This is a genomic window from Streptomyces sp. NPDC001941, assembly GCF_040296945.1.
Classification (GTDB): Bacteria; Actinomycetota; Actinomycetes; order Streptomycetales; family Streptomycetaceae; genus Streptomyces.
Map to the genome: position 1 here is coordinate 1 of NZ_JBEOYE010000010.1, position 26,247 is coordinate 26,247.

Genomic DNA, 26,247 nt, shown 5'->3' on the forward strand with positions numbered 1-26,247 from the left:
CCCACCCCGGGGGGGGGCCCCCCCCCCCCCCCCCCGGGGGGGCCCCCCCCCGCCCCCGGGGGGGGGGGGGCCCGGGCCCCGGGGGGGCGGGCCCCGGCCCCCCGGGCCCCACGCGCGGCCCCCCGGCCCCCGGGGTGCGGGCACCCAGGGCACAGGCCCCCGGGCCCCCGGGGTGCGGGCACCCCGGATGGGCCTCGCACCCGACACTCTGCCGACCCATCCCCCTTCCGGCATACAAGATGGCCATGGCCGCCCCCACCTGGGCGTATCTAGGGTGGCCCCATGACCCCTCAGCCCGACCCCGCCACCGGCGCGGCCGTCAAGGCCGCCGACCGGGCGCACGTGTTCCACTCCTGGTCCGCACAGGCCCTCATCGACCCGCTCGCCGTCGCGGGCGCCGAGGGCTCGTACTTCTGGGACTACGAAGGCAACCGCTACCTCGACTTCGCCAGCGGCCTCGTCTTCACCAACATCGGCTACCAGCACCCGAAGGTCGTCGCGGCGATCCAGGAGCAGGCCGGGAAGCTCGCCACGTTCGCGCCCGCATTCGCGATCGAGGCTCGCTCCGAGGCCGCCCGGCTCATCGCCGAGCGCACCCCCGGCGACCTGGACAAGATCTTCTTCACCAACGGCGGCGCCGAGGCCGTGGAGAACGCGGTCCGGATGGCCCGCATCCACACCGGCCGCACCAAGGTGATGAGCGCGTACCGCTCGTACCACGGGGCGACGAACACGGCGATCAACCTGACCGGCGACCCCCGGCGCTGGGCGTCGGACTCGGCGTCGGCCGGGGTGGTGCACTTCTGGTCGCCGTTCCTCTACCGCTCGCCGTTCTACGCGGAGACCGAGGAGCAGGAGTGCCAGCGGGCGCTCCAGCACCTGGAGGACACCATCGCCTTCGAGGGGCCGCAGACGATCGCGGCGATCATCATGGAGGCCGTGCCGGGGACGGCCGGGATCATGGTGCCGCCCGCCGGGTACTTCGCCGGCGTGCGCGAGATCTGCGACCGGTACGGGATCGTCTTCATCCTGGACGAGGTCATGGCCGGCTTCGGCCGGACCGGCACGTGGTTCGCGGCCGACCTGTTCGGGGTGGTGCCGGACCTGATCACCTTCGCCAAGGGCGTGAACTCGGGGTACGTGCCGCTCGGCGGCGTGGCGATCTCCGGGGAGATCGCGGCGACCTTCGACCACAAGCCCTTCCCGGGCGGTCTCACCTACTCCGGGCACCCGCTGGCCTGCGCCGCCGCCGTGGCGACGCTGACGGTGATGGCCGAGGAGAAGATCGTCGAGAACGCCGCCCACATCGGCGAGCACGTCCTCGGGCCCGGCCTGCGGGCGCTCGCCGAGCGGCACCCGTCCGTCGGCGACGTGCGCGGCACCGGCGTCTTCTGGGCCGTGGAGCTGGTCAAGGACCGCGAGACGCGCGAGCCCCTGGTGCCGTACAACGCCTCGGGCGAGGCCGCCAAGCCCATGGGCGCCTTCGCGGCGGCGGCCAAGAAGAGCGGGCTGTGGCCGCTGGTCGCCATGAACCGCACGCACGCCGTGCCGCCGTGCAACGTCAGCGAGGCGGAGGTGAAGGAGGGCCTCGCCGCCCTCGACACCGCGCTGTCCGTCGCCGACGAGTACGCGGGCTGAGGACCGACCGGTGGAAATCGGTCCCCTCCGGCTGGTCTAGGGTGTCCGCAGCCGGACGGAGGGGGCCGACAGCATGCCCGCGAGCGGAGCCGTGACCCGCAACACCCTGCGGCAGCAGATCGCGGACGCGCTGCGTGACGAGGTCCTCGCGGGGCGTTTGCAACCCGGCCAGGAATTCACGGTCAAGCAGATAGCCGACCAGTACGGGGTCTCCGCGACGCCCGTGCGGGAAGCGCTGGTCGACCTGTCCGCGCAGGGTCTCCTCGACTCCGACCAGCACAAGGGCTTCAAGGTCCACCAGTTCTCGGTGGACGACTACCGGGGCATGGTCGAGGCCCGCGCCCTGGTCGTCGACGGCGTCTTCCGCCGGGTCAGCGAGCGGGCCAGCGTGCTGTACGGCGCGCACGGGCCCGCGCTCGTCTCCGTACGGCGCAGGGGCGAGGAAGCCGCCCGCGCCGCCCGGGCCGGCGACCTGGACATCCTCATCGGGTACGACCTGCGCTTCTGGCGCGAGCTGAGCGCCCTGGTCGCCAACGCCTACATCGCCGACTTCCTGCACAAGCTGCGCGTCCAGGCCTGGGTCTTCGCCGTGCCGCACCTGCGCGCCGACCGGCAGCTGCGCGACTGGCTGTGGGGCGGGCACGAGGAGCTGGTGGACGCGGTCACGCTCGGCGAGCCCGACGGCGTACGGGCGGTCATACGCGCGTACAACGAGCACGCCCTGAAGTGGGCCGACCGCGTCGAGTCCTCGGTCCGCGGGGCCGGGGGCCACTGAACCGATGACCGTCGAGCTGAGCGTCGTCGTCCCCGCGTACAACGAGGAGCGCAGACTGCGCCCCACCCTCGACGCCATCCGCGCCCACCTCAACGCGGACCCCGGCCGCTGGGGCAGCTGGGAACTGATCGTCGTCGACGACGGCTCCGCCGACGCCACCGCCGAGGTCGCCCGGGCCGCCGCGGCCGAGGAACCCCGCATCCACGTCATCTCCGGCCCCGCCAACCGCGGCAAGGGCCACGCCCTGCGCCAGGGCGTCCTCGCCTCCTACGGCCGCCGGGTGCTGCTCACCGACGCCGACCTGGCCACCCCCATCGAGGAGCTGGACCGGCTCGACAAGGAGCCCGGAGCCGAGGGCGCCGTCATCGGCTCGCGCGCGCTCCCCGACTCCCGCATCGACGTCCACCAGCGGCGCTCGCGCGAGGTGCTCGGCCGCCTGGGCAACCGGCTGATCAGGGCGGTCGCCGTGCCCGGGGTGCGCGACACCCAGTGCGGCTTCAAGCTGCTCGACGGCGAGCGGGCCCGGGAGGCCTTCGCCGCGTCCCGGCTCGACGGCTGGGGCATCGACGTGGAGGTGCTGCGCTACTTCCGCCACCGCGGCTGGCCGGTCACCGAGGTGCCCGTGACCTGGGCCCACCAGCCGGGCTCCAAGGTGCGCCCGCTGGACTACGCCCGGGTGCTCGGTGAACTCGTCCTGCTGCGGGCACGCGCGGTGCGGCCGGTGGACCTCGCGGTCACCGGGCTCTTCCTGCTGGCGTCCTTCCTGCTCTACCGCCACCTGTGGGCCGACCTGGACCGCGCCTACCTGGCCGACTCGATGCAGGACCAGAACCAGTGGGAGTGGTTCTTCGCCGTCACCGCCGACAACGTCTCCCACCTGCGCAACCCGCTCTTCACCACGCTCCAGAACGCCCCCGACGGCGTGAACCTGATGGCCAACACCGTGATGCTCGGCGTCTCGGTGCCCTTCACCCCGGTCACCCTGGCCTTCGGCCCGACCGTCACCTGGGCGCTGGTCCTCACCCTCGGACTGACCGCGACGGCCTGCTCCTGGTACTGGTTCCTGGCCCGCCGGCTGGTGCGCCACCGCTGGGCGGCGGCCGTCGGCGCGGCCCTCGCCGCCTACGCGCCGCCGATGGTCTCGCACGGCAACGCCCACCCCAACTTCCTGCTCCTCTTCATGGTCCCGCTGATCGTCGACCGGGCGCTGCGGCTGTGCGAGGGGCGGCGCGTGGTCCGCGACGGGGTGCTGCTCGGCCTCCTCGCGACGTACCAGATCTTCCTCGGCGAGGAGCCGCTGCTGCTCGCGGCGCTGGGCATGCTGCTCTTCGCGCTCGCCTACGCGGCCGCCGACCGCGAGGCCGCCCGGGCCGCCTGGCGCCCGCTCGCCAAGGGCCTGGGGATCGCGGCGGCGGTCAGCCTGCCGCTGGTGGCGTTCCCGCTGTACTGGCAGTTCTTCGGCCCGCAGAGCTACCACTCGGTGCTGCACGGCGAGGGCGCGGGCAACAGCCCGCTGGCGCTCCTGGAGTTCTCCGGCCGCTCGCTGCTCGGCGACGAGGCGACCGCCGACCGGCTGGCGATGAACCGCACCGAGCAGAACGCCTTCTACGGCTGGCCGCTGGTGGCACTGGCCTGCGCGATCACCGTACGGCTGTGGCGGCGCCCGCTGGTGAAGGCGCTGGCGTTCACGGGGCTCGCGGCGGCGCTCCTCTCGCTCGGGCAGAAGGTCCGGATCCCGTACACGGACGTAGTCCTGACCGGCCCGTGGAAGTGGCTTTCGGACAAACCGCTGTTCGAGTCGGTCATCGAGTCACGGGTGGCGATGGTGTGCGCGCCGGTGCTCGGGATCCTGGTGGCACTGGCGGTGGACCGGCTCGCGGGGGAGTCCGAGGAAGGGGCGCCGCGTCCGCTGGTGTGGCGGGTGGCGGGCCTGGTGGCGGTCTGGGCGGCGCTCCTCCCGATCGTCCCGACGCCCTATCCGGTGTACGAACGCGCCGAGATCCCGCCGTTCATCGCCGACGGCACCTACCGGCAGTACCTGGGCGAGGGCGAGACGGTCGTCCCGGTCCCGCTCCCCGACCCCGGCGGGGCGCAGGCGCTGCACTGGCAGTCGGCCACCGGCCTGGGCTTCTCCGTCCCCGGCGGCTACTTCAACGGCCCCTGGGGCCCGGACCGCGTCGGCATCTACGGGGCGTCCCCGCGCCACACCTCCAACCTGCTGCGCGACGTCCGCTGGCAGGGGCACATCCCGGTCACCATCGGCCCCGCGTGGCGGGCGCAGGCCCGCGCCGACCTCGCGTTCTGGCGGGCGGGCGTGGTCGTGCTGCCGCCCGGCCCGAACGAGGACGTGCTCCAGGAAGCCGTGACGAAACTGTTGGGCGGCGCGGGGAAGCGTATCGGCGGCGCATGGGTATGGGATGTGCACCCGACGCACTGACTGTGCGCCGGGTGCGGGGAGCACTACGCTGTGCCGTCCACCGAAGCGAGAGCGAGCGTCCGTTGGCCTGTGACCTGTGGCTGGTTCCCCTTGTCGACGTGCTGTGCCACAGCCCCGACAACCCCTTCGCCGAGGAGATCGCGGCGTACGACAAGGCGCTGAACGAGGCCGGCCTGCCCAGCGTCCCGGTCTTCGCCTACATGCCGGGCCTGTCCGGCGACGTGGCGCCGGTCGCCGGGTTCGACTACGACGCGCTGCACTTCCTGCGGCGCGCGTACCTGCTCCAGCTGTGCGGGCTCGCGGTGACGCCGGTGGACGAACTGGGCGGGGACTACGAGCAGTTGCTGGAGATGTTCGAGTCGACGGCGCAGGAGTCGCACCTGGTGTGGCACTACGACCACGCGGGGGCGTACGTCCCGGTGGACTTCGCCGCACCGCTCTCCAACGAGGAACTGCTCGCGGGCGGCGGCCCCCTGGGCTCGTCCCAGGGCCTGCTGCGGGAGCTGGAGTTCGTGGCCCCGGCGATCGGCATCGACCCGTCGAACCCCCCGGCGGCCCCGCGCCCGCCGGAGCGCCCGACGTCACTGGAGGAACCGGCGGCGGGCCCGACGGTCCCGGACGACAGCCCGTTCGCGAGGGAGCGGCACGTGTGGCTGGGGCTGCACGCGGCGGCGACGAGGAGCCTGGGCCAGGGTTCGATGATCATCTTCAGCTGAGCCGACGGGGCCGACAGAGCCGACGGGGGACGGTCCCTCGCGGGGCGCCTGGTGGCCAACTGGAGGTCATCTGGGGGAGATAGGACGGGAGGCATGCCTCCCACACCCCCTTCCCAGACCTCCCGGACTCCTGAGGTGTCTACCCCTCCCGCCCCTTCCACGTACGCGGACGTGAAGGGCTGGTTCTTCCCGGCGGACCAGCTGCTGTTCGACTGGTTCCTGGCCAGGCAGGAGACCGGGGACCTGCTGGAGATGGGCGCCTACCTGGGCAAGAGCGCCATCTTCATGGGTGAACGGCTGCGCGAGGGCGAGCGGTTCACGGTGTGCGACCTCTTCGACTCGCCGGCGCCGGACGCGTCGAACGACGAGGAGATGAACCGCTCGTACGCGACGCTGACGCGGCGGGCGTTCGAGACGAACTACCGGGCGTTCCACGCGTCGCTGCCCCGGATCGTCCAGGCCCCGACGTCGGTGGTGGTGTCGGAGGTGGACCCCGGGAGCTGCCGCTTCGTACACGTGGACGCGTCGCACCTGTACGAGCACGTGGACACGGACGTCGACTCGGCGCGGACGCTGCTGGCGCCGGACGGGATCGTGGCCTTCGACGACTTCAGGGCGGAGCACTGCCCGGGGGTGGCGGCGGCGGTGTGGGGCGCGGTGGCGTCGAAGGGACTGCGCCCGATCTGCATCACGGGGACCAAGTTCTACGGCACCTGGTCGGACCCGTCCCCGTGGACGGGGGGCCTGCTGGACTGGCTGAAGGACAGGAAGGACCTGTGGCACGGGGTGGAGGAGGTGGCGGGGGGCCCGCTGATCCGCATCAACGGCAAGAACGCGGAACCCCCGGGGCTGCCGGAGGTGCGGAGGAGGTCGAGGTGGAGGCGGGGGAGGTAGGGGGATAGGGAGGGCGAGGACTGTCGGGCGGGCCGCCGCCCGGGGAACCCAGGGGGTGCAGGGGCGCAGCCCCGCGGGGGGTCCCGTGAGGCCCCGGGCTGTCGGACGCCGCCCGGCCCGGGGGACCCAGGGGGTGCAGGGGCGCAGCCCCGCGTACGGGGGGCGAAGCCCCCGTGAGGCCCCGAGCCTGTCGGATGCCGCCCCGCCCGGCGGCCCCAGGGGGTGCAGGGGCGCAGCCCCGCGGGGGGTCCCGTGAGGCCCCGGGCTGTCGGATGCCGCCCGGCCCGAGGGACCCAGGGGGTGCAGGGGCGCAGCCCCGCGGGGGGTCCGGGGGCGAAGCCCCCGTAAAACCTTCCCCCTTCTACCGCCGGAGGCTTTCGGGAAGGGGCGGGGAGGGGACCCTCAAGGCCCGCACCCCGTGCGCCGGACCCAGCAGACGGGCGCCGCCCCCGTGGCCCAAGGCCCGCACCCCGTGCACCAGGCCCAACGGACGGACCCGGGCCCGGACCCGTACCGCCACGCCCAACGGACGGGCACCGGGCCCCGTGGCCCGGGCCACAGGCGCGGCGGAACGATTGTTCAGCGCGGCTCCGGCGGCCGCTGCCGCGGCATGTTGGGCCGCGTCCCCGGCGGCAACGGGAAGCGACTCGGATGCGGCAACGGCTCCGGCCGACACCCCCCACCCCCCACCGACTGCATCACCAACGGCGCCGGCCCCGACCGGAACTCCACCATCCAGTCCGCCGTCTCCGCCCGCACCAGCTCCGTCACGTCCTCCGAGAACCTCCGCAGCACCCCCAGGCACCGCTCCGCCGCCTCGCTCGCCGTCCCGTCGGTCGGGCCGAGCACCTCGCGGATGGACTCCGAGGCCCAGTCGAACTGCAGCGACTGCAGCCTCCGCTGCACCGCCTGCGCCGTCGCCACGTCCCGCATCCACCCGGAGGTCAGCCCGAAGTACCGGTCGCACCCCACGCACGCCGCGCCCAGGAGCAGCAGCAGGTACCCCCAGCCCGCCGCCCCGCCGGCCACCCCGGCGATCCCGGTCAGGTCGAGCAGCGGCAGCGCCGCGCCGGCGACCACGCCGACCGCGGTCCCGGCCCGCAGCGCGCGGGCCGCCCGGCGCTTCCACACCCGGTCCGACAGGTACCACTCGGCCGTCCGCAGCGCGGTGCCCTCCACCCAGCGGTACAGCTCGTCCAGGCGCTCCGCGGGCTCACCCCAGTCGCCCAGGGGGAACGGCCGGCCGGTCAGGTCGCGCAGCGGAGGCTGCTGCCACGCGTCCCCCTCCTCCCGGGCCGGGCCCCCGGGCTGCATCTCCGGCTGGCTCATCCGGGGCACTCCTCTGCGCTCTGCGTGAGTAGGGACGTAAGTAGGGACGCGTACAGGTAGGGACGCGTACGAGCAGGGACGTACAAGCAAGTCGTACAAGCAAGTCGTACAAGCAAGACGTACAAACAAGACGTGCAAGCAAGGGGCCCAGGAACAGCCCCCGCGGCACCCCCGCTGTGACGCCTGGTGCCCGCGTCACGTACCGGTGCGGATACCTTCCTACCGCCGAATGGTGGGGCGTGTGCCAGAAATCCCGGTATTTCCCCCCACAAGGGGGGCGTGATCAGGTAAGGGAGCCGCCCCTCTCTCACTCGAAAGAGTTGGTCTCACTGAGGCGGGGCACACCGCCCGGGGAGCACGTAGGCTCGGCCGTACCAGAACAGCCGATCAGAACGACCTCAGACGACCTCAGGAGTGACCGTGATCCCCGGTGGTGGCCAGCCCAACATGCAGCAGCTGCTCCAGCAGGCCCAGAAGATGCAGCAGGACCTCGCCCGGGCCCAGGAAGAGCTGGCGCAGACCGAGGTCGAGGGCCAGGCGGGCGGCGGTCTGGTCAAGGCGACCGTGACCGGCTCCGGCGAGCTGCGCAACCTGGTCATCGACCCCAAGGCGGTCGACCCCGAGGACACCGAGACCTTGGCCGACCTGGTGGTCGCCGCGGTCCAGGCGGCCAACGAGAACGCCCAGGCGCTCCAGCAGCAGAAGCTCGGCCCGCTGGCGCAGGGCCTCGGCGGCGGTGGCGGGATCCCCGGCCTGCCGTTCTGAGCCCGGCCCCACTACCGTACGTACCACCGCACCGCCCCAGCAGGAACCAGCAGGACCCAGCAGAACCCCAGCAGGACCTAGAGCGAGACTCAGAGCAGAGCCCAGAGAGGCGTTCCGTTGTACGAAGGCGTGGTCCAGGACCTCATCGACGAGCTCGGCAGGCTGCCCGGCGTCGGTCCCAAGAGCGCGCAGCGGATCGCCTTCCACATCCTGCAGGCCGAGCCCACCGACGTGCGCCGCCTCGCCCACGCCCTCCTCGAGGTGAAGGACAAGGTCCGCTTCTGCGCGGTCTGCGGCAACGTGGCGCAGCAGGAGCAGTGCAACATCTGCCGCGACCCGCGGCGCGACCTCTCCGTCATCTGCGTCGTGGAGGAGCCCAAGGACGTCGTGGCGATCGAGCGGACCCGCGAGTTCCGGGGGCGCTACCACGTCCTCGGCGGCGCGATCAGCCCGATCGAGGGCGTCGGCCCGGACGACCTGCGCATCCGTGAGCTGCTCGCCCGCCTCGCGGACGGCACGGTCACCGAGCTGATCCTGGCGACCGACCCCAATCTGGAGGGCGAGGCCACGGCCACGTACCTCGCCCGCATGATCAAGCCGATGGGCCTCAAGGTCACCCGTCTGGCCAGCGGCCTCCCCGTCGGCGGCGACCTGGAGTACGCCGACGAGGTGACCCTGGGACGGGCCTTCGAGGGGCGGAGGCTGCTAGATGTATGACGACGACAGGGCCCGCGCGCTCTAAGGAGGCCGCCTCGATGTCCGACGCCACCCCGCACTCCGTCGCCCCGGACCCCGATGACTTCGCGGTCCAGATCGCGGACTCCATCGAGAGCTTCATCGTGGCCACCATGGAAGTGGCCAAGGGCGACGAGCCCGACAGCGCCGTGCCGTTCCTCCTCCTGGAGGTCTCGCAGCTGCTGCTCGCGGGCGGCCGCCTGGGCGCGCACGAGGACATCCTCCCCGAGGAGCGCTACGAGCCGGACACGGGTCCCGACCTGGACGTGGACGAGCTGCGCGAGCGGTTCGCCGTGATGCTCGACCCGGTCGACGTCTTCTCCGAGGTCTTCGACCCGTACGAGCCCCGCAAGGCCCCCGTGGCCTGCCGGATCTCCGACAACCTGGCCGACATCGTCACCGACCTGCGGCACGGCCTGGCCCACTACCGCGCGGGCCGCACCACCGAGGCCCTGTGGTGGTGGCAGTTCTCCTACTTCTCCAACTGGGGCCCCACCGCCTCCGCCACCCTGCGCGCCCTGCAGTCCCTGGTCGCCCACGTCCGCCTCGACCAGCCGCTCGACGCGCTGGACGGCCTGGACACCGACGAGGACCTGGCCGAGGACGCGCTCGCCGAGGAGGCGGGGCGCGTGATGGCCGAGGAGATCGCCGGGCCGCTGGGGCTGCGGACGGTCCAGTAGCGGTCCTTGCCCCTGCGGCCTCCCCTTCTTCGGTCCTTCCTGCTCCTTCGCGCCCGTCCGTGACGTGGACCACGTTCCGGATATCCCCGGCGGGGCGGGGCAGGGACGTGTTCGGGCGGCCCCGGAGCCGTACCCCTTGATCACTGGGTGAGCGGGACATCTCACGATGTGACCGGGGGGAGGCGTTTCCGGGCCGCTCGTTAGACTGAGCCGACCGCAGTAATGGACTGAGCGAGGAGCGCACGTGGGCCTTGTCGTGCAGAAGTACGGAGGCTCCTCCGTTGCCGATGCCGAGGGCATCAAGCGCGTCGCCAAGCGGATCGTGGAAGCCAAGAAGAACGGCCACCAGGTGGTCGTCGTGGTTTCCGCGATGGGCGACACGACGGACGAGTTGATCGATCTCGCCGAGCAGGTATCCCCGATGCCGACCGGCCGGGAATTCGACATGCTGCTCACGGCGGGTGAGCGCATCTCCATGGCGCTGCTCGCCATGGCGATCAAGAACCTCGGGCACAAAGCCCAGTCCTTCACGGGCAGCCAGGCCGGTGTGATCACCGACTCGGTGCACAACAAGGCGCGGATCATCGACGTCACGCCGGGCCGCATCCGGACCGCCCTCGACGAGGGCAACATCGCCATCGTCGCCGGGTTCCAGGGTGTCTCCCAGGACAAGAAGGACATCACCACCCTCGGCCGCGGCGGCTCGGACACCACGGCCGTCGCCCTCGCCGCGGCGCTGGACGCCGAGGTGTGCGAGATCTACACCGACGTGGACGGCGTGTTCACCGCCGACCCGCGCGTGGTGAAGAAGGCGAAGAAGATCGACCGGATCTCCTTCGAGGACATGCTGGAGCTCGCCAGCTCCGGCTCCAAGGTGCTGCTCCACCGGTGCGTCGAGTACGCCCGGCGGTACAACATCCCGATCCACGTCCGGTCGTCCTTCTCCGGACTCCAGGGCACCTGGGTCAGCAACGAGAAGCCCGAAGCGCAAGGGGAACAGCAGGTGGAGCAGGCCATCATCTCGGGCGTCGCCCACGACACCTCCGAGGCGAAGATCACCGTCGTCGGCGTCCCCGACAAGCCGGGCGAGGCCGCGTCCATCTTCCGTACGATCGCCGATGCCGAGATCAACCTCGACATGATCGTGCAGAACGTGTCGGCCGCCGCCACCGGCCTGACCGACATCTCCTTCACGCTCCCCAAGGCCGAGGGCCGCAAGGCCATCGACGCCCTGGAGAAGCAGCGCGCCGTCATCGGCTTCGAGTCCCTGCGCTACGACGACCAGATCGCCAAGATCTCCCTGGTCGGCGCGGGCATGAAGACCAACCCCGGCGTCACCGCGGCCTTCTTCGAGGCGCTCACCGACGCGGGCGTGAACATCGAGCTGATCTCCACCTCGGAGATCCGCATCTCGGTCGTCACCCGCGCCGACGACGTCAACGAGGCGGTCCGCGCCGTCCACACGGCCTTCGGCCTGGACAGCGACACCGACGAGGCCGTGGTCTATGGAGGCACCGGCCGATGACCCGCAAGCCGACGCTCGCGGTCGTCGGAGCGACCGGGGCCGTCGGCGCGGTCATGCTCCAGATCCTCACGCAGCACGCTGACGTCTGGGGCGACATCCGCCTGATCGCCTCGCCGCGCTCGGCCGGCCGCAAGCTGGCCGTGCGCGGCGGGGAGAGCGAGGTCCTCCCGCTCACCGAGGAGGCCCTCGACGGCGTGGACGTCGCGCTCTTCCTGGCGCCGGCCGAGGTCGCCGCCCAGTGGGCGCCGGTCGCCGCCGCCAAGGGCGCGGTGGTCGTGGACAACTCCGCCGCGTTCCGGGCCGACCCGGACGTGCCGCTGGTCGTCCCCGAGATCAACCGCCCCGCCGTACGGGTCCGCCCGCGCGGCATCGTCGCCAGCCCCGGCTGCAGCACCCTGGCCCTGATCGTGGCCGTGGGCGCCCTGCACGCCGAGTTCGGCGTCACCGAGCTGGTCGTCAACGCCTGCCAGGCCGCCAGCGGCGCCGGGACCGAGGGCGTCGCCGCCCTGCGCTCCCAGCTCGCCCTGGTCGCCGGCACCGAACTGGGCACCAAGCCCGGCGACGTACGCCGCGCCGTCGGCGACGACACCGGCCCCTTCCCCGCCCCGCTCGCGCTCAACGTGGTGCCGTGGTCGGGCGAGGTGTGCGAGGACGGCTGGTCCTCCGAGGAGCTGCGGCTGCGCGCCGAGACCCGCAAGGTGCTCGACCTGCCCGCGCTGCGGGTCTCCGCCACCTGCGTCCGCGTCCCGGTCGTCACCGCCCACTCCCTGTCGGTGCACGCCCGCTTCGAGAACCCGGTCACCGTGGCGCGCGCCCACGAGATCCTGGCGACCTCGCCGGGCGTCGTCCTGTACGACGACCCCGAGTCGCGGGACTTCCCCACGCCCGCCGACGTGGTCGGCACCGATCCGACCTGGGTCGGGCGGGTGCGCCGCTCGCTGGACGACGAGCACGGCCTGGAGCTCTTCGTGTGCGGGGACAACCTGCGCAAGGGCGCGGCGCTGAACACGGCGCAGATCGCGGAAGCGGTGGCGGCGGAACTGGCGCTGTCGTCCTGACCCTGTTGGGCCTCGCGGTCCTGACCCTCTTGACCTTTTTGGAAGGGCTTGCGCCCGTGCGGGAACGGCCGGGAACGGCTTCCGCTCGTGAAGGTTTCCGTCGCCATCCCGGGACTTTTGCTGACACGTGTAGGGTCTTTTGCCCCAAGGGTTCCGAAGATCCCGTGAATCCGTCCGGAAATCGTGAACGCGTGATCGTTTCACTTTGTAGGATCTGTGAACACCCTGTGAGCAAGCACCTGGTCTGGGCGCCTTGTCCTGCGGTGTTGCATGTTCGACGATGTTTGTCCCCCTCTCTGCAACCGGTAGTTGGGCGGGGAGCGTCTATGCGGTCGCCCCTTCACGGTGCCGCGAGAAAAGGGCATTGGGGAAGAGCGAGTACGCATGAGGGCAATCGGGGCACCGTCAAAAGCGGTGGCGTACGCGTACAACCCTGACGGGGGGAAGCGTGTCCAACTGGCGTGGCAGCAGAGGTTCTCGACATCGCAGCGGTGGTCCCGCTCCGCGGCACGGCCGTGGTCCCGGTCCGCGGCGCTTCCGTGCGCCCGCTCCGGCGGCCCCGCCCGTCCGGCGGAATGCCGGTGATCGCGCCCATGCCCACCGCACGGCCCAGCCGGATACCGTCCCCCCGCGAGGGTGCTGACGACGTCATGGCTGCGGGCACCACCGTCGACCACCTCACCGAGACCTACCGCGCGCACTACCGCTCGCTGCTGGGCCTGGCCGCCCTGCTCCTCGACGACACCGCCTCCTGCGAGGACGTCGTGCAGGAGGCCTTCATCCGCGTCCACTCCGCCCGCAACCGGGTCCGCGAGCCCGAGAAGACCCTGGCGTACCTGCGCCAGACCGTCGTCAACCTCTCCCGCTCCGCGCTGCGTCGGCGCATCCTCGGGCTGAAGCTCCTGTCCAAGCCGATGCCCGACATGGCCAGCGCCGAGGAGGGTGCGTACGACCAGCTGGAGCGGGACGCGCTGATCAAGGCGATGCGCGGCCTCCAGCGCCGCCAGCGCGAGGTGCTGGTCCTGCGGTACTTCGCCGACATGACGGAGGCCCAGGTCGCCGAGACGCTGGGCATATCCCTGGGCTCGGTGAAGGCGTACGGCTCGCGTGGCATCGCGGCGCTGCGCGTCGCCATGGAGGCCACGGCATGACGGACCGCGGGAAACGCTTCGAGCAGCACGGGCCGGACGGGCCGTTTGACGACCGGACTGGGAACGAGATGCTGAACAACGGCCCGCACGACGGACGGGGCAAGGGACCGGCCAACGGACCGGATCACGGGCCGGGCCACAGGGCTGACCACGGACCGGGCTACGGACCGGGCCACGGATCGGGTCACCGACCGGGCTACGGGCCGGGCTACGGATCGGCCACCGGGGCTGGCCACGGACCGGGCCACGGACCGGACCACGGGGCTGACCACGAGTCGGGCCACGGGGCTGATCGCGGGGCCGGCCCCCTCGGCCCGGACGAACAGGCCCTGCGCCGGCTCCTCCAGGGCGCCGTCCAGGACCTGGAGCCCTCCGAGCAGGCCCTGGACCACCTGCGCCGGGCGATCCCCACCCGCCGCGCCCGCAAGCGCCAGGCGCTCGTCGGCGTGGCCGCGGCGGCCCTGCTCGTCGGCACCGCGGTGCCGGCCTTCGTCCACGTGGCGACCTCCTCGGACTCCGCCGACGCCCGGGCGGTCAAGGCCGGGCACGGCGAGGACGCCCAGGACGGCACCGGCGCCGAGACCGGCTCCGAGGGCGGCGAGAGGGGCCACGACCGGCCCTCGGGCGACCCCGGCACCGGCCCGGTCCGGCCCGATGGCACCCGCTCCCCGCAGGAGTCCGCGACCGGCACGGCCGGGACCGCGACCGGCGGCACCGGAGCCGTACCGCCGAACACCGTGCCCGTGACCTCGCCCACCTGCGAGCCCGGCCAGCTGGGCGTGAAGTCCGCCCAGACCGACAAGCCGGACGCCCAGGGCCGGGTGTACGGCACCTTTCGGATCTCCAACGTGTCCGGCAAGGACTGCGCCGTGTCCGGCGCCGGAACCGTCGGCTTCCAGGTCGCCGGCGCCGCGAACGCCTCGAAGATCAACGTGGTCGAGCACACCGCGGGCGACGCCGCCAGCGGCCTGCCCGACCCATCCAGCGAGTCCCGCCAGCTGCTGCTGAAGCCCTCCACGGCGTACGAGGTGAAGTTCGCCTGGGTCCCCACGGAGACCTGTCCCACGCCGCAGTCCCCGGACCCGAGCACCCCGGCCGAGACCGGCGGCACCACCAGCGGCTCCACCGGATCGGGCAGCGACACCGCCCCGAACACCCAGACCCAGCTGGACTCCGCGGACGGCGGCGGCCCGGCGGAGGGCAGCGTGTCGGTCACGCACACGGCCGAGCCCGGCGCCCCCTCGGCGGAAGCCACCATCCCGAACGCCTGCGCGGGCACCATCTACCGCACGGGCGTCCTGAACGCGGAGTGAGCCCGGCGCCCACCCTGAACGGAGAGTGAGCGCGGCGCAAGCATGGCGCCCCGGATCGGAAGTGACCCCCGGCCGGCGTGCGCACCGGCCCCGGGTAGCCCCGGGTAGCCCCGGCGGCTTCGGCCCTGTCGGCTTCGGCCCGCCCTGTCGGCTCCGGGCGCGGCACCCGCGACCCCGGCGCACCGCCCTACGCGGCCTCGCTGATCCCCAGCCGGGCGTCCCTGGCGGCCTCGCGCTCCCGCCGCAGCAGCCTGAACCACATGAAGAGCACGAACCCGGCGAACACGAACCACTCCCCGGTGTACCCCAGGTTCTGGAACGCCTTCAGGTCGAGCCCCGTCCCCTGCGGCGCCGCCGCCGGCACGGCCACCAGACCCCCGGACGCCTTCTCCAGAGTGATCCACGCGTCGTAGACGTCCACGCCCTGCGGCACCAGGTTGACCAGCGACGCGGCACTGATCATCCCGAGCTGCCCCTGGGGCAGCCCGCCCGCGGTGCGCACGCCCTTGGTACCCGAGTTCTCCGAGGCCTGCAGCGCACCGGTCACGGTGACCCGCCCGCCCGGAGCCGCGGGCGCCTTGCCACCCGCCGGGAGCCAGCCCCGTACGACCGGAAGCGTCCTGCCGCCGTCCGTCCTGAGCAGCGTCAGCACGTACGACCCGGTCCTGCCGTCCAGCTCGCGGTCCGGGACGAGGAACTGCTCCCCGTACGTCCCCGAGGCCGTGGCCGGACGGCCCGAGGTCTTCTGGTCGACGGGCAACAGCTCGTCCAGCGGTGCGGCGGCCCGGTCACCGGGCGCGGGCTCCTTCTCGGCGGCCTGGTGCGTCTCCACCCGGTCCTCGAACTTCCCGAGCTGCCAGGTCCCCATGAAGACGCAGAACGGGATGGCGAGCAGCACGAAGACGTTGATCCCCCACCAACGGGGCGTCAGCATGAACCGGTACACCCCACCAAGGTACGGAACCCACCCCCCGCCCCCCGCGCCGCCCCCCGCTTCCCACCCCCACCCCCGCCTCCGGCCCCCCGCCTCCTCCGCCCCGCCCCTCCCCGGCGCCGCTCTCCCGGGCCCCGCCCCTCCTCCTGATCCTGGTCGTCCTCGCCCCCCGGATCCCGGCCCCCCGACCCCGGCCTCACCCGATTCCGACCCCGGCCCCTCCGATCCCGGCTCCCCGACCCCGGCCCCCCGATCCCGATGCCGACCCCGGCTCCCCTACTGCCGGCCCTCCCCTCCCTCCGGTCCCTGCGGCAGCCCCAGGTGCCGGATCGTGAAGTCCAGCTCCAGGCGGACCTGCTTGATCCGCTCGTCGACCACCAGCGACCCGTGCCCCGCGTCGTACCGGTACACCTCGTGCACCGCCCCGCGTGCCGCCAGCCGGTCCACGTAGTTCTCCACCTGCTGGATCGGGCAGCGCGGGTCGTTCACCCCGGCCGAGATGTACACCGGCGCCTTCACCCGGTCCACGTACGTCAGCGGGGACGAGGCCGCGTACCGCTCCGGGACCTCCTCCGGCGTCCCGCCGAGCAGCGTGCGGTCCATCGCCTTCAGCGCCTCCATCTCGTCGTGGTACGCGGTCACGTAGTCCGCGACCGGCACCGCCGCGAGCCCCAGCGCCCACGCCTCCGGCTGCGTGCCGAGCCCCAGCAGCGTCAGGTACCCGCCCCACGAGCCCCCGGCCAGCACCAGCCGCTCCGGGTCGGCGAGCCCGGAGGCCACCGCCCACTCGCGCACCGCCGCGATGTCTTCCAGCTCGATCAGCCCGACCCGGTGCTTCAGCGCGTCCGTCCAGGCCCGTCCGTACCCCGTCGACCCCCGGTAGTTCACCCGCACCACCGCGAACCCGTGGTCCACCCAGGCGGCCGTCCCCGCCACGAACTCGTCACTGTCGTGCCAGGTCGGCCCCCCGTGGATCTCGAACACCGTCGGCAGCGGCCCCGCGCTCCCCGCCGGGCGCTGCACCAGCGCGTGCACGCGGCCCCCGGGCCCCTCGACCCAGACGTCCTCCACCGGCACCGACTCGGGCGCCCGCGGCCCCGGCGCCCGCAGCACCACCCCGCCGGCCGTGGACCGCACCGAGGAGGGCACCGCCGCCGACGACCACAGGTACTCCACGGCCCCGTCCGGCCGTGCCGTCGCCCCGCCCACCGACCCCGCGGGTGTCTCGATGCGCTCCAGCGCGCCCGCCGCCAGGTCGTACCGCCACAGCTCGCCGCGGGCCTCGTACTCATGCCCCACCAGCAGTCCGGACGCGTCCGGGAACCAGTCGGCGCTCACGTCGCCCGGCAGCTCGATCGCGAGGTCCCGCTGCTCGCCCGTGGCCACGTCCCAGAGCAGCGGCTCCCAGCGCCCCCGCCGCTGGTGCCCGACGAGCAGCCGGGTGTCGCCCGCCACGGGGGCGAAGCCCAGCACCTCCAGGCCCAGCTCGTGCGTACCGCCCTCGGTGTCGTCGAGCTCGGCCACCACCGAGCCGTCCGGGCGCACCACGCGGATCGCCGAGTGCATGGCGTCCCCGTGCTCGGTGTGCTCGATCGCGATCAGCGAACCGTCGTACGAGAGGTCCCCGACGTGCGCCGACTCCCGGTGCCGGTAGATCTCCACGGGCGCGGCCCCGCCGGGCGCCGCCACGTGCACGGTGGTGCCGTCCTCGTCCGTGGAGCGCCCCACCACGGCCGTCCCGTCCCGGCCCAGCGCGAGCCCCGCGGAGTAGGAGGGCTCCAGGCCCGGCACCGCGGGCTCGTCGGGGCCCCCGCCGAAGGGCTGGCGCATCCAGGTGCCGAACTCGTCCCCGTCGGTGTCGGAGAACCACCAGATCCAGGCGCCGTCGGGCGTGAGCGTCCCGTCGGTCGTGCCGTTGGGCCGGTCCGTGGCCTGGCGCTGCCCACCTCCGGCCCGGTCCCATGCGTACAGCTCGTACGTCCCCGTCGCGTTCGACACGAACAGCGAGCGCTCGGGCGCGTCGTCGGCCCACTCGGGCAGCGAGACCCGGGCGGCCCGGAAGCGCTGCTCCCACGCGGGGGAGGAGGGGGACGCGGCCGGGGAGCCGGGGGATCCGGGGGAGGTGACGGGGGTGGGCGTGGGACCTGCGGTGCTCTCAGTCATGGCCCCATGATGCGCCGGTCGGAGGACATCCCGCCGAAGTCGTCCGCAGCCTGTGGAAAACTCCGGGCGCGGGCCGGAAGAAGGAGCCCTTCGGGCCTGTGTTCCCGGGGTTTTCGGGAGCTTCGCTCCAGTACTACTAATCGCTCACTGCTGATCGCCGCCGGCCCCCGGACCCCCAGGCGTCTCCGGCATCCCGGACCCGCTCCCCGACCCGGTCCCCATCTCCATCCCCGCCCCCACCCCCGACCCCGACCCCATCTCCATCCCCGCCCCCGTCACCCGTATCACCGCGTGCCCGCCCGCCAGGTCGACGGTCGAGTGGCGCGGCGGGGCGCCGTCGTCCTCGTCGTCGCGCATGACGAGCGCGCTCTGCCGCTGCTTCAGCTCGTTCTGCTTGCCCTGCGAGAAGGTCGCGTGCAGCTGCTCGAAGCCGGTCGCCGACACCTGGCCGCGTCGCTTGCCGCGCCCTGTCGCCCGCAGGATCTGGTCCGCGAAGGCGATGCCGACCAGGAGCAGGACGAGACCGGGGAGAGTCATGAATACGGCGTATCCCATGGGGCCAGTCTCCGGGATGCCGAGCGCGGGCGGCAGGGGGAGAGTGGAGGGAAGCACGTCCGCCGGACGCCCCAGAAGGAGTTGATCATGGCGAAGCAGGCGCACGATCCCCGGGAGAACGACGAGCGCGCGAGGAACGCCGCAGCTCAGGCTCGTGCCAGGGAGGCCATCAGGAACATCCACTCGGTGTCGGCGAAGACCCGGGGCATGCAGCAGAAGGCGCAGGCCAAGCGCGGCTGACCCGGCCTCACGCAGGCGCAAGCGCGGCTGACCCCGTCCTCACACGGTAGCGGGGCGGGGCTGGGACCGAACTCCTCGGTCCCAGCCCCTGTCAGACCCCAGCGAGCCTGCGCGTCACGCGATGACGGCGATCAACTGTCGATCTCCACACGCCCGTTGACGCTCCCATCGGCGCCCTTGGCCGGCCCAGCGGAGCCAGCCGGTCCAGCGGAGCCGACGCGCCCCGCCCCCACCCCCTTCAACATCTCGGCCAGATCGATCCCGGTGGCCGAGCTGAGCAGCTCCATGCCCTGCGCGACGTTGTCGGTCACGGTGCGGGCGAGCTGCCCGGCGCCGTCCGTGGAGATGACGGTCATCTTGTCCACGGCCGCCAGCGGCTCCGACGCCTTGCCGACGACCTGCGGCAGGACCTCGATCAGCATCTGCAGCACGGCGGCGTCGCCGTAACGCTCGTACGCGTCCGCCTTCTTCTGCATCGCCTCGGCCTCGGCGGCACCCTGCGCGGCGATCGAGGAGGCCTCCGCCTCACCCTCCAGGCGCACGGCCTCGGCGATCAGCGCACGCCGGGCGCGCTCGGCCTCACCGCGCTTCTGGCCCTCGATGGCCTCCGCCTCGGCCAGCGCGGAACGCCGCTGCTTCTCGCCCTCACCCGTCAGCCGCGAGCGCTCGGCCTCGGCCTGCGCGGCGGCGATCCCGGCGGCACGGTCGGCCTCGGCCTGCTTGACGCGGGCGACGCGCTTGGCCTCGGCCTCCTGCTCGGCCTGGTACCGGGCGGCGTCGGCGGGCTTGCGGACCTCGGTGTCCAACTGCCGGTCCTTCAGGGCGGCCTGACGGCTCGCCACCTTCTCCTGCTCGGTGAGGATCTGCTGCTGGCGGTCGGCCTCGGCGAGCGGGCCCGCGGCGTTCGCCTGGGCGGCGGCCGCGTCGGTCTCGGCCTTGATCTCGGCCTGCTTCAGGTACAGCGTCCGCTGCGCGACCGCGATCTCCTCCTCGGCCTTCAGCCGCGCCTGCTCGGCGGCCCGCCGGGCCACGGCCTCGGCGATGTCGGCCTCCTGCTTGGCGCGGGCGGCCTCGGGCCGGCCCAGGTCCTCCAGGTAGGAGCCCTCGGTGGTGATGTCCTGGATCTGGAACGCGTCGAGCACGAGCCCCTGCCCCGACAGGCTGGCCTCGGCCTCCTCCGCGACCTGCCCGGCGAAGGCGGCGCGGTCGCGGATGATGTCCTCCACCGACATGCGGCCCACGATGGAGCGCAGGGCGCCGGAGAGCACTTCCTGGGTGAACCCGACGATCCCGTTCTGCTGCATGAGGAAGCGCTGCGCGGCGGCCCGTATCGAGTCCTCCGTACCGCCGACCTTGACGATGGCGACGCCTTCGAGGTGCGCCTTCACACCGCGCAGCGTCACGGCGCCGCGCACGGCGACGGGGATGTGCCGCGAGGACAGGTCGAGGGTGAACTTCTGCTGCACGAACGGGACGACGAAGACGCCGCCGCCGACCACGACCTTCTGCCCGCTGTTGTCGGTGAAGACGCGCCCGGTCTCGGGATCGGTGGACTTCTTGCCGCGCCGCCCGGTGATGATGAAGGCCTCGCTGGGACCCGCGACCTTGTAGCGGGAGATGACGACGAGGGCGATCAGTACGACGAGGACGACGATGCCCACCACGGAGGTGAGGACTGGGCTCATGGGAACTCCCTTGAGTCGGGACGTGCGGAACTGCGGAAGTACGGAAGTACGGGGCTACGGAAAGCTCAGCGCTGAAGCTCAACGTTCAACGCTCAGGACCCAACGCTCACTGCTCAACACTCAACACTCAACGCTCAGCGCTCGACGGCCCGGACGAGGACGGAGGTGGCTGAGAGGGACGCCTCGACCCACACGTCGGCGCCGCGTTCGAGCGGTACGGAGGACCGGGCGGCGAACTTGGTGCGCTGCCCGCCGAGTCGGAGGAGGACCTCGCCGTACCCGTCGACCGGGATGCCGGTGACGACGGTGCCGGAGCTGCCGACGAGGTCGTCGCCGCGCGGGGCGACGGAGGAGCGGTCGCGCATCAGGGCGCGGCTGAAGCGCCAGGCGGCCCACCCCGCGCCGGTGCCGGCGACGGCACCGACGCCGGTCGCGGCGAGGGGCCCGAGTCCTGTCGAGCCGAGCGTGATCGCTCCGGCGAACCCGAGCATGGAGGTGAACCCGGCGACGACGGGCAGGGAGAGGAGCCCGTCGACCCCGGCGGAGATCCCCCCGAGAACTCCGCCGAGCACGCCTTCGAGGGCCCCCTCCAGCAGCCCGTCGAGGATCAACGAGAGGAGGAGCAGGACGAGTCCGACGATGCCGAGACCGAGAAACCAGGCCACCTGCGCTACCTCCCCCGTAACTCGCTGATCCCCGGGACGCTTTGATGGTCACACGGGAGGGAGGCGGACCGCATTGCCGGAACCCGGCAATCTTTACGCCCTCTTAACGCACACGCGTACGCACCCCGACGCCCTACCGCCCCCCGCGCCGCCCCTGCCGAACCCGCCCCTCCAACTCCGCCTCCAGTCCGTCCAGCAGCCGCTGGAGCCCGAAGGAGAAGGCCCCGTCGGGCCCGTCGGCGTACCCGATGGAGGGCCCGTCGAGCCGCTCGCGCAGCCGGGGGTGGCGCTCGGCGATCTCGCGGGCCTTGTCCATGGTCGCGGCGAACTGCGCCTCGGAGTCACCACCGTCCCGCCCGAGACGCCGGGTGAGGGAGGCGGTGGCGGAGGCGCCGAGGGCGTTCCCGAGTACGTACGTGAAGACGGCCGCGGCCGCCTGGTCGGCGCCGCCCCCGTCGAACCCGGCGGCTTCGTAGACGCCCAGGACGTGATCGTCGTGGCGCGCCTTGCCCTCCCCGTAGAACAGGTGCGAGGCGAGCGCCTGCACGAGCCAGGGGTGGCGCTGGAACATGGCGTACAGCTCCTCGGCCATGGAGGCCGCGGCGGCCCGCCACCCGACCACGCCCGGATCGGGCAGCGCGATCTCGCCCCAGACCTGGTCACCGGCGAGCAGGACGAGGTTGTCCTTGTTCTTCACGTGCCAGTACACGGCGGTGGCGGCGGAGTCGAGCCGCTTCCCCAGCGCCCGCATGTTGAGCCCTTCGAGCCCTTCGTCGTCGAGCAGCTCGATGGCGGTGCGGACGATCTGTTCCCGGGTGAGCGTGTCGCGCGGCATGGAGGGCACGATAACGACGACACCCACACTTGCACAACGTTCAAGGACTCTCAGGGGAGCCCCCGGAACACGACAAAGGGCCGATCGCAAGCAAGCGATCGACCCTTTGACCAGCTGTCGGGGTGGCGGGATTTGAACCCACGACCTCTTCGTCCCGAACGCGATCTAGGGCCCTCTAGGCTGGTTACACACCCTGCGAGCCGCCTGTTCACCGTGCGGGCGCGTCCGTTGGAGTCCACGGCCGTACGGTGGGGGCTGCTGCGTTTGGCCCCCCGTTTGGCCCCCGGAGAGACCAGGGAAGCGCAGATCAGGGCCTACGAAGAGCCCATGGCGTCGGCCACCGAGGACATGGCTGTGATGACTACGTCGGCGCCCGCATCGCCTAGCGCACGTTCCTTGCCCGGCTTGTTCGCGAAGCCGATCGACCGCCCGCCGGTCGCCTTCGCGGCCTCCACGTCTGTCACGGAGTCCCCGATCAGGGTGCAGTCGTGCGTGTGGGTCTTCACCTCGCTGGCGGCCTTCAGTAGCGAGTGAGGGTCGGGCTTCATGAGGTCGGGCCAGTACGGGGCCCGCCCGACAACGACATCGACGAGATGCCGGAGTCCGTGAAGCATCAGGAACGCCCGGACGCACGCAGTCGAGTTGTTGCTGACGATGGCGACCTTCCGGCCGGAGGCGCGGGCCGCCTCCAGCGCGGCGACGGCACCCGGAATCGGCGGGCCCGCTAGCCGGACGGCTGTTACCTCAGCCTTGGTCAGCTCCTCCTCGATCGCCCGCAAGGCGGATTCACCGCCCTGCGGGGACAGTCGCAGGATCTCCATTGGGTCATCCGTGCCGTACGCCTTGCTCCCCAAATCGACGTCGTACGTCGCCAGGGTCTCCGCAAGGTGGCGCGCGACGTCGGGTGCCGGGTGCCCCGCGAACACGTCACACACCGGCCCGTCGAAGTCGAACAGCACCGCTCGGGTGGCGCCGAGCACGGCCGCGAGGGTGTCACTTCCCATCCGGGTCGAAGTCCCTTCCGATGGTCTCCCACACGCTGTCGAACCACATGCGTGCCTGCGCTACCTGCTGGGCTCCGCTGGACGATTCACCCTCGTTCAACGAGTAGTGGAACAGGGCGGCGTCGGCGCCCACCAGGTCGTAGATCTCTATGGCTTCGCCCTGCGTGACGACCTTGTTCGGCCGGATCGGGTAGTACCCGAAGAACGCGTCTTCCTGGTTGATCACGTAGAGCTTGAAGAACTGCGTGCCACTGTGAACGCGCACGCTCACCTTGGCTTCGCTGACCAGGCCAAGGACGCTGAGTTCGTGCATCGTGTTGGCGATGCTCCGGGTGAAGCTGACCATCATGTCGTGCATCCGGGCCCGAAGCCGTGGATCGTCGGTGCCGTCCTCGCGCCGGACGGGCGCGGCCTGCGGCACCGACATGTCCGGCACCAGGATGCGGATGTTGATGGAGGACGGCGTTAGGCGCCCAATCCGAATCTTGTCGATCGGCTCCTGAAGCGCCCCGTGCAGCGTCTCGCTGGAGAACCCCGCGAAGTCGATCGAGACGTTCGGGCTGGCGAATGCCTGCTCCACGTACGGTCGCAAGCCCGCCGGCCGTTCGGTGCGGTTCCGTACGTACACCCCGCTGCCCTTGCGGGAGACGATCAGCCCTTCGTCCTCCAGCTCGCGTAGCGCCCGCTGGATGGTGGCGCGGGCGAATCCGTACGCCTCCGTGAGTTCCTTCTGTGACGGGATCTTGTCGCCGGGACCCAGCTTCCGGGTCCTGATGGCGGCGCTCAGGCTGCTTGCCACCTGCTCGTACGGCGGCCGGTCGTCGTCCGGGTCCAGGGGTTCAGGCGTGAACGTCATGCCGTCGATGCTACGGCCTTCTTCCTCGATTGGGACAGCCAAGCTAGTCAGGTGTTGACGTGGCTAGCCAGGATGGCTACGTTATTCCCATCCGAACCGGGCTAGCCAGGTTGGTCAGGTCGCTTCGGTGTGCTGCGCCGCTCCACAAAGGGCCCCGCCAGGGGTCATGAGGCCCCGGGCGACCGGGGGCGAGGGACCCGAACCCCTTGTCAGTTCGGAGGGCTTGAGACCGAAAGGTCACGTCTCCATACGCCTGGGTTCGCACCCGTAGGAGACAGCAGTTCTGCATGACCGCTTCGCGGCGCTTCGGCGTCGCGGCCGGTTGCCTCCTCCGTCCGTCTCGTACGGGCGGGGTTGAGGGGAGCCGGGACCTACCCGCACCGACACGAGGAGCAGGCATGGAGACCCACGAGACGATTCGCTACACCGCTGACGTCGTCGTGATCAACGACGACCGTCACATCCTGTTGATCAAGCGCGGTTGGGCCCCCTTCGACGGGTGCTGGGCCCTGCCGGGCGGGCACGTCGATGCGGGAGAGACGAGCCTGCGGGCCGCAGCTCGGGAGCTGGCCGAGGAGACCGGAGTCAACGTCCGGCCGTGCGACCTGACGTTCTCCGGCCTCTTCGACAGCCCGGATCGCGACCCGCGCGGTCGGTACGTCTCTGCGACGTACACGGTGACCATCGGGTCCGACGTGATGCCCACGGCTGGCGACGACGCCACGGAGGCTCGCTGGTTCTCGCTCGCCGAGCTACCCCCGAACCTCGCGTTCGACCACGCCGACATCGTGATGGCGGCCGTCTACGGCTGACTTGGCTCCGCCTTTTGGCGGCCGGTTGCCTCCCCCGCCCGTCTCGAACGGGCGGGGCTGAGGGGAGCCGGAGTATCCGACTTCAACGGCGCGCGGCCCCGGGTGGCTAGACCCGGGGCCGCTGTTCGAGCCGTCCATCCTGCTAGGGAGAACACGACTCATGAAGCTCATCGCTGCACTTCAGAGCACCGTTACCAATCGGCTGCCCGACATCGAGCCGTCGGCGTTCGAGCTGGACGCGATCGATCGCGAGATGCCCGTCATCCTCGCGGAGCTGGACCTGTTGGACGCGGAGATCATCGCGCTTGACCGGGTCCCGAACGAGGTGGACGACCAGCGTCTCCGCCGGGCCACCCGCCGCGTCCTCGCCGCCTACGCGGCGGTCGCCAACCAGTCCGTGCCGGTCACGGAGGTGGGCGTGTGAGGGGCAAGACCGCTCTTCCCGCCGTGCTGATGACGGCGGTGTCCATGGTCCTGACCTTGGCCGTGGTCGTCATGTGGCTGGGGTCGGCGGTGCCGCTCCCGGTCGCCCTGGTCGTCGGCCTGGGCATCGACGGCGGGTGGCTGGCCTCGCTGGCCTACGAACGTCGCCTCGCGGCGCAGGGCGACCACAGCACGGCCGTGACCGGGGTCGGCTGGGGCTTCGGCCTGATCGCTACCGGGGTCCTGGTCGCTCACGCTCTGAGCGTCGACCACGGGCGGGGCGCGTGGCTGGCGGTGGCGTGGCTGCCGGTCGCCGCTAAGGCCCTGTGGCTGGTGCACAGCCTGTGGGAGTCCACCGCTCTGACGCCGAACGCCCTGGACGTGATTCGGGGCATCCGGCAGGAAGCGCGCGACGAAGCGGCCGTGGCCCGTGCCCGGCTCCGCTCGCAAGCCACGTCGGAGGAGACCCGTCTCGCGGCTGTGACGGCGGCGGGGGCGCGGGTCGCGCGGGTCCAGGCCCGCACCGCCGAGACGCTGTCGAAGGCGTGGACGGAGCTGGAGTCGGCCCGCTCTGGTCAGGGCACGGGCAAGGCCCTGGCCAGCGTGACCGGCCCGGTCACGCCCGGCGTCACGCCCCGCTGGGAACTGCCGGTGTGGGGACCGAGTGAGCCCCTGTCCGCCCTGGAAGGCCCGGCCCTCTCGGAGGCTGAGCTGGACGCGATCGTGGACGCGCTCCGCATCAGCCGCACCCCGGTCCTGTCGTACCGGGAGATGGCGGCACTGTTCCGGGCCGCCGGGCACTCCGCGTCGGAGACGCGGCTGCGGGCGTCGTGGAAGCGGGTGGCGTGATGGCCGTGTTCTCCGCCGGAGACGAGGTCCGCATCGTCGCCTGTGCCGACGACGCCCGCGCCAAGGGCCGCACCGGCTACATCGTCGACGAAGTCCCGCCCGGACCGCTCACCAACAACCGCTGGACCGTCGGCGGCATCAGCTGGCTCATCGCCCCCGTGCTCTGCCACGCGCACGAGCTGAAGCCGACCGGACGGCGCAAGCGGTGAC

25 protein-coding genes and 1 pseudogene are annotated in these 26,247 nt (G+C 72.2%); 17 read left to right on the forward strand and 9 right to left on the reverse strand.

Going from position 1 to position 26,247, the window contains the following annotated elements:
• Positions 1–282: 282 nt before the first annotated feature.
• The 5 genes from ABT160_RS10350 to ABT160_RS10370 all read left to right on the forward strand — a co-directional run bounded on the left by ABT160_RS10350 (position 283) and on the right by ABT160_RS10370 (position 6,460).
• Positions 283–1,638, forward strand: coding sequence for an aspartate aminotransferase family protein (locus ABT160_RS10350; RefSeq protein WP_351646046.1), 1,356 nt, complete (start codon positions 283–285; stop codon positions 1,636–1,638).
• Positions 1,639–1,711: 73 nt separating this feature from the next.
• Positions 1,712–2,413: a GntR family transcriptional regulator gene (locus ABT160_RS10355; RefSeq protein WP_351646048.1), complete on the forward strand. Its 702-nt coding sequence runs from the start codon at positions 1,712–1,714 to the stop codon at positions 2,411–2,413.
• Positions 2,414–2,417: 4 nt separating this feature from the next.
• The gene (locus tag ABT160_RS10360; protein WP_351646051.1) at positions 2,418–4,850 is read left to right on the forward strand and encodes a glycosyltransferase; all 2,433 of its coding nucleotides are present in this window, start codon (positions 2,418–2,420) and stop codon (positions 4,848–4,850) included.
• Positions 4,851–4,912: 62 nt separating this feature from the next.
• Positions 4,913–5,566, forward strand: coding sequence for a putative DNA-mimic protein (locus ABT160_RS10365; RefSeq protein ID WP_351646053.1), 654 nt, complete (start codon positions 4,913–4,915; stop codon positions 5,564–5,566).
• A gap of 135 nt (positions 5,567–5,701) precedes the next feature.
• Positions 5,702–6,460: a class I SAM-dependent methyltransferase gene (locus ABT160_RS10370; protein ID WP_351646055.1), complete on the forward strand. Its 759-nt coding sequence runs from the start codon at positions 5,702–5,704 to the stop codon at positions 6,458–6,460.
• Positions 6,461–7,039: 579 nt separating this feature from the next.
• Here ABT160_RS10370 and ABT160_RS10375 read toward each other — a convergent pair.
• Positions 7,040–7,789, reverse strand: a complete 750-nt coding sequence (locus ABT160_RS10375) for an SLATT domain-containing protein (RefSeq protein WP_351646056.1) — start codon at positions 7,787–7,789, stop codon at positions 7,040–7,042.
• A gap of 420 nt (positions 7,790–8,209) precedes the next feature.
• Here ABT160_RS10375 and ABT160_RS10380 point away from each other — a divergent pair, with 420 nt between their 5' ends.
• From ABT160_RS10380 to ABT160_RS10410, 7 genes are all read left to right on the forward strand, one after another.
• A complete protein-coding gene (locus ABT160_RS10380) occupies positions 8,210–8,554 on the forward strand; it encodes a YbaB/EbfC family nucleoid-associated protein (RefSeq protein ID WP_351646058.1) in 345 nt (114 codons plus the stop codon).
• Between the two features lie 117 nt (positions 8,555–8,671).
• Positions 8,672–9,271: a recombination mediator RecR gene (gene recR, locus ABT160_RS10385; protein WP_188276897.1), complete on the forward strand. Its 600-nt coding sequence runs from the start codon at positions 8,672–8,674 to the stop codon at positions 9,269–9,271.
• A gap of 38 nt (positions 9,272–9,309) precedes the next feature.
• Positions 9,310–9,969, forward strand: a complete 660-nt coding sequence (locus ABT160_RS10390) for a DUF5063 domain-containing protein (RefSeq protein ID WP_351646060.1) — start codon at positions 9,310–9,312, stop codon at positions 9,967–9,969.
• 244 nt (positions 9,970–10,213) lie between these two features.
• The gene (locus ABT160_RS10395) at positions 10,214–11,494 is read left to right on the forward strand and encodes an aspartate kinase (RefSeq protein WP_351646062.1); all 1,281 of its coding nucleotides are present in this window, start codon (positions 10,214–10,216) and stop codon (positions 11,492–11,494) included.
• Entirely contained in the window at positions 11,491–12,552 is a 1,062-nt protein-coding gene (locus ABT160_RS10400; RefSeq protein ID WP_351646065.1) for an aspartate-semialdehyde dehydrogenase, read from the forward strand. Before ABT160_RS10395 ends, ABT160_RS10400 begins: the two co-directional genes overlap by 4 nt.
• A 575-nt stretch (positions 12,553–13,127) precedes the next feature.
• Positions 13,128–13,703: a SigE family RNA polymerase sigma factor gene (locus ABT160_RS10405; RefSeq protein ID WP_351646284.1), complete on the forward strand. Its 576-nt coding sequence runs from the start codon at positions 13,128–13,130 to the stop codon at positions 13,701–13,703.
• Positions 13,700–15,016 (forward strand): hypothetical protein, encoded by a 1,317-nt coding sequence (locus ABT160_RS10410; protein ID WP_351646066.1) that lies wholly within the window; start codon positions 13,700–13,702, stop codon positions 15,014–15,016. The genes ABT160_RS10405 and ABT160_RS10410 overlap by 4 nt, the downstream gene beginning before the upstream one ends.
• A 187-nt stretch (positions 15,017–15,203) precedes the next feature.
• On the opposite strand, the gene ABT160_RS10415 is transcribed toward ABT160_RS10410, so the two are convergent.
• The 3 genes and pseudogenes from ABT160_RS10415 to ABT160_RS10425 all read right to left on the reverse strand — a co-directional run.
• Positions 15,204–15,962 (reverse strand): SURF1 family protein, encoded by a 759-nt coding sequence (locus ABT160_RS10415; RefSeq protein WP_351646067.1) that lies wholly within the window; start codon positions 15,960–15,962, stop codon positions 15,204–15,206.
• 264 nt (positions 15,963–16,226) lie between these two features.
• Positions 16,227–18,113, reverse strand: a complete 1,887-nt coding sequence (locus tag ABT160_RS10420) for a S9 family peptidase (RefSeq protein WP_351646069.1) — start codon at positions 18,111–18,113, stop codon at positions 16,227–16,229.
• Between the two features lie 264 nt (positions 18,114–18,377).
• Positions 18,378–18,668: pseudogene (locus ABT160_RS10425) on the reverse strand (DUF6191 domain-containing protein); the annotation flags it as partial.
• A gap of 87 nt (positions 18,669–18,755) precedes the next feature.
• Here ABT160_RS10425 and ABT160_RS10430 point away from each other — a divergent pair.
• Complete coding sequence (locus ABT160_RS10430) at positions 18,756–18,908, forward strand: hypothetical protein (protein WP_351646070.1); 153 nt, start codon at positions 18,756–18,758, stop codon at positions 18,906–18,908.
• Between the two features lie 131 nt (positions 18,909–19,039).
• Here ABT160_RS10430 and ABT160_RS10435 read toward each other — a convergent pair whose 3' ends face one another.
• From ABT160_RS10435 to ABT160_RS10455, 5 genes are all read right to left on the reverse strand, one after another.
• On the reverse strand, positions 19,040–20,593 hold the full coding sequence (locus ABT160_RS10435; protein WP_351646071.1) for a flotillin family protein: 1,554 nt from the start codon (positions 20,591–20,593) through the stop codon (positions 19,040–19,042).
• 134 nt (positions 20,594–20,727) lie between these two features.
• Positions 20,728–21,258, reverse strand: coding sequence for an NfeD C-terminal domain-containing protein (locus ABT160_RS10440; protein WP_351646073.1), 531 nt, complete (start codon positions 21,256–21,258; stop codon positions 20,728–20,730).
• 133 nt (positions 21,259–21,391) lie between these two features.
• Complete coding sequence (locus ABT160_RS10445; protein WP_351646074.1) at positions 21,392–22,093, reverse strand: TetR/AcrR family transcriptional regulator; 702 nt, start codon at positions 22,091–22,093, stop codon at positions 21,392–21,394.
• A gap of 314 nt (positions 22,094–22,407) precedes the next feature.
• Positions 22,408–23,073, reverse strand: a complete 666-nt coding sequence (locus ABT160_RS10450; protein ID WP_502984196.1) for an HAD family hydrolase — start codon at positions 23,071–23,073, stop codon at positions 22,408–22,410.
• Between the two features lie 13 nt (positions 23,074–23,086).
• A complete protein-coding gene (locus tag ABT160_RS10455; RefSeq protein ID WP_351646077.1) occupies positions 23,087–23,953 on the reverse strand; it encodes a winged helix-turn-helix domain-containing protein in 867 nt (288 codons plus the stop codon).
• A 398-nt stretch (positions 23,954–24,351) separates the two neighbouring features.
• On the opposite strand from ABT160_RS10455, the gene ABT160_RS10460 reads away from it, so the two are divergent.
• From ABT160_RS10460 to ABT160_RS10475, 4 genes are all read left to right on the forward strand, one after another.
• Positions 24,352–24,765, forward strand: coding sequence for an NUDIX domain-containing protein (locus ABT160_RS10460; RefSeq protein WP_351646078.1), 414 nt, complete (start codon positions 24,352–24,354; stop codon positions 24,763–24,765).
• 160 nt (positions 24,766–24,925) lie between these two features.
• Positions 24,926–25,189 carry a DUF6284 family protein gene (locus ABT160_RS10465; protein WP_351646079.1) on the forward strand — a complete coding sequence of 88 codons (264 nt, stop codon included), beginning with the start codon at positions 24,926–24,928 and terminating at the stop codon, positions 25,187–25,189.
• Positions 25,186–26,037, forward strand: coding sequence for a protein spdB (locus tag ABT160_RS10470; protein ID WP_351646081.1), 852 nt, complete (start codon positions 25,186–25,188; stop codon positions 26,035–26,037). Before ABT160_RS10465 ends, ABT160_RS10470 begins: the two co-directional genes overlap by 4 nt.
• Positions 26,037–26,246 carry a hypothetical protein gene (locus tag ABT160_RS10475; RefSeq protein WP_351646082.1) on the forward strand — a complete coding sequence of 70 codons (210 nt, stop codon included), beginning with the start codon at positions 26,037–26,039 and terminating at the stop codon, positions 26,244–26,246. The genes ABT160_RS10470 and ABT160_RS10475 overlap by 1 nt, the downstream gene beginning before the upstream one ends.
• The last annotated feature ends 1 nt before the right edge of the window (position 26,247 follow it).

Coding starts and splice junctions, on each gene's coding strand:
- ABT160_RS10350 (WP_351646046.1), top strand. CDS start 283: ATGACCCCTCAGCCCGACCCCGCCACCGGCGCGGCCGTCAAGGCCGCC.
- ABT160_RS10355 (WP_351646048.1), top strand. CDS start 1,712: ATGCCCGCGAGCGGAGCCGTGACCCGCAACACCCTGCGGCAGCAGATC.
- ABT160_RS10360 (WP_351646051.1), top strand. CDS start 2,418: ATGACCGTCGAGCTGAGCGTCGTCGTCCCCGCGTACAACGAGGAGCGC.
- ABT160_RS10375 (WP_351646056.1), bottom strand. CDS start 7,789: ATGAGCCAGCCGGAGATGCAGCCCGGGGGCCCGGCCCGGGAGGAGGGG.
- ABT160_RS10390 (WP_351646060.1), top strand. CDS start 9,310: ATGTCCGACGCCACCCCGCACTCCGTCGCCCCGGACCCCGATGACTTC.
- ABT160_RS10400 (WP_351646065.1), top strand. CDS start 11,491: ATGACCCGCAAGCCGACGCTCGCGGTCGTCGGAGCGACCGGGGCCGTC.
- ABT160_RS10405 (WP_351646284.1), top strand. CDS start 13,128: ATGCCGGTGATCGCGCCCATGCCCACCGCACGGCCCAGCCGGATACCG.
- ABT160_RS10410 (WP_351646066.1), top strand. CDS start 13,700: ATGACGGACCGCGGGAAACGCTTCGAGCAGCACGGGCCGGACGGGCCG.
- ABT160_RS10420 (WP_351646069.1), bottom strand. CDS start 18,113: ATGACTGAGAGCACCGCAGGTCCCACGCCCACCCCCGTCACCTCCCCC.
- ABT160_RS10430 (WP_351646070.1), top strand. CDS start 18,756: ATGGCGAAGCAGGCGCACGATCCCCGGGAGAACGACGAGCGCGCGAGG.
- ABT160_RS10435 (WP_351646071.1), bottom strand. CDS start 20,593: ATGAGCCCAGTCCTCACCTCCGTGGTGGGCATCGTCGTCCTCGTCGTA.
- ABT160_RS10445 (WP_351646074.1), bottom strand. CDS start 22,093: ATGCCGCGCGACACGCTCACCCGGGAACAGATCGTCCGCACCGCCATC.
- ABT160_RS10455 (WP_351646077.1), bottom strand. CDS start 23,953: ATGACGTTCACGCCTGAACCCCTGGACCCGGACGACGACCGGCCGCCG.
- ABT160_RS10460 (WP_351646078.1), top strand. CDS start 24,352: ATGGAGACCCACGAGACGATTCGCTACACCGCTGACGTCGTCGTGATC.
- ABT160_RS10465 (WP_351646079.1), top strand. CDS start 24,926: ATGAAGCTCATCGCTGCACTTCAGAGCACCGTTACCAATCGGCTGCCC.
- ABT160_RS10475 (WP_351646082.1), top strand. CDS start 26,037: ATGGCCGTGTTCTCCGCCGGAGACGAGGTCCGCATCGTCGCCTGTGCC.